The organism is Streptomyces sp. NPDC059534 (assembly GCF_042743475.1).
Lineage (GTDB): Bacteria > Actinomycetota > Actinomycetes > Streptomycetales > Streptomycetaceae > Streptomyces.
The window spans coordinates 1-1686 of sequence record NZ_JBHWAQ010000137.1 but is presented as its reverse complement, the minus strand read 5'-3'; the positions used below and the strand labels follow the sequence as shown (position 1 = coordinate 1686).

Below are 1686 nucleotides of genomic sequence, written 5' to 3'. Positions count from 1 at the left end.
GATGCCCGTGAACAACGGATGCGCCAGAACCGAACGGTTCACCATGCCTTCCACCAGCAGAGCATGCCCACCCGCTATCACGCACCAACTCGTAAGGCCGCGGGGTCCTGCTCGCGAACGGTGGTGCTCTGGCGCATCGCATGCCTCGGCTCAACTCGGTGGCTGGTGAGGACAAAGCGGCCGCCGAGCCAGAACGTCCAGGGGAGGCACCCCGGCCAGCGACTGCGTTGCGGGCACCAAGGCACCCGACCCTCTTCCTTGTCCGGAAGGCAGCGCAGTAACACTGCGCAGCCGACTGCACGTGAACTGATGCGCAGTCACAACGCCTTCCGAGAACAGCTTGCTCCTTTTGACGGTACGAGCGCAAGATGGACGCACGGATTGGCAAAAGGATCGAACAGGTGGGCCAGAGTGCGGAGTTGATGGAGTGCGCAGATGCGTCCATGACGCACATTGCTGCGTCCATGACGTACCGAACCGCGTCTTGGACGTGCCAGACTGCGTCTATGACGCAGACACCATCGAGGACGGCCCTGGCCAACGGGAAGCGGCGCACGCCGACCACCAGGGCCACGCCGACGGTCATGCGGCGCAGGGTAGGTGGCCAGCTCAGATTCTGGCGTGGCGATATCCCTTCGGGAACCGCCGCGAAGCTCATGGGCTGGGACAGCGTGAAGCTCGGCCGGATCGAACGCGGTCTCTACAAGATCAGCTATGACGAGGTCCGGGAGTACGTACCCAAGCTCGGCGTTGACGACGAAGCTGGCATCGAGGCCGTCGCCGTGGCCGCGGAGGAGCCTCTGGGCGGCGGCTGGTGGAAGGCGTACGAGAACGACATCAGCCCGGCTCTCGTCGACTTCGTCCAACTGGAGAATCGGGCCCGTACCGTGCGTCTACAGCACCGGTCGATCATTCCCGGCCCCTTGCAGTCGGCCAGCTACGTGCGGGAGATCATCACGCGCGGCACGAGCGCCATCACGCCGAAGATGGCTGAGGTGCTGGTGGCTGTTCGGCTCGCCCGCCAGGAGATCCTGACCCGCACCGATACTCCGGTCGAGCTGCACGCTGTGGTGCCCGAGTCGGCGTTCCACGCGGTCTTCCAGTCCGGTCCCGTCATCATGCGCGACCAGCTCCGGAAGCTGATCGACCTCTCGGGCCTGCCGAACATCACGATCCAGATCCTCCCCCTCACGGCGCATCCGACGTTCGGGTCCAACGGTGCGTCCACCATCCTGACCTTCGACCACCCGTGGGCGTCTGTCGTCAGCGTCGACAACCCGATGGGCGGGACCCACAGCGAGGAGCCCAAGGCCGTCTCCTACCTGGAGAACGAGTTCAAGGGCATCACCTCGGCTGCACTTTCCGTGGACGATTCACGGGATCTACTCACCAAGTACCTGGAAGGAACCACCAAGTGACCACTACGCCGAGCCTGATGGCGACGGACTTGCCCGGTGCCGCCTGGCGGAAGTCTTCGTACAGCGGCGGCAACGAGGGGCAGTGCATCGAGGCCGCCGACGTGCGCCCGTCGCACCACGGCATCGCGATCCGCGACTCGAAGAACCCGGCCGGCCCGGCGCTCCTCCTTCCCGCCGGGGCGTTCTCCACCTTCATCACGGCGGCCGCCACCGGCGAGCTCTGACCGACACGACGAAGCGGCCCGGCCTCCCCCACGCCGTGCGTGGG

The 1686-nt window shown here is 65.8% G+C and carries 2 protein-coding genes; both read left to right on the top strand.

What is annotated here, in order from left to right; translation table 11 throughout:
• Positions 1-506 precede the first annotated feature (506 nt).
• Positions 507-1418 (top strand): DUF5753 domain-containing protein, encoded by a 912-nt coding sequence (locus tag ACFVZH_RS40340; RefSeq protein WP_384905625.1) that lies wholly within the window; start codon positions 507-509, stop codon positions 1416-1418.
• A complete protein-coding gene (locus tag ACFVZH_RS40335) occupies positions 1415-1642 on the top strand; it encodes a DUF397 domain-containing protein (RefSeq protein ID WP_384905623.1) in 228 nt (75 codons plus the stop codon). Before ACFVZH_RS40340 ends, ACFVZH_RS40335 begins: the two co-directional genes overlap by 4 nt.
• The last annotated feature ends 44 nt before the right edge of the window (positions 1643-1686 follow it).

Bases quoted from the DNA above. Each gene is read 5' to 3' on its own strand.
- ACFVZH_RS40340 (WP_384905625.1), top strand. From the start codon at position 507: ATGACGCAGACACCATCGAGGACGGCCCTGGCCAACGGGAAGCGGCGC.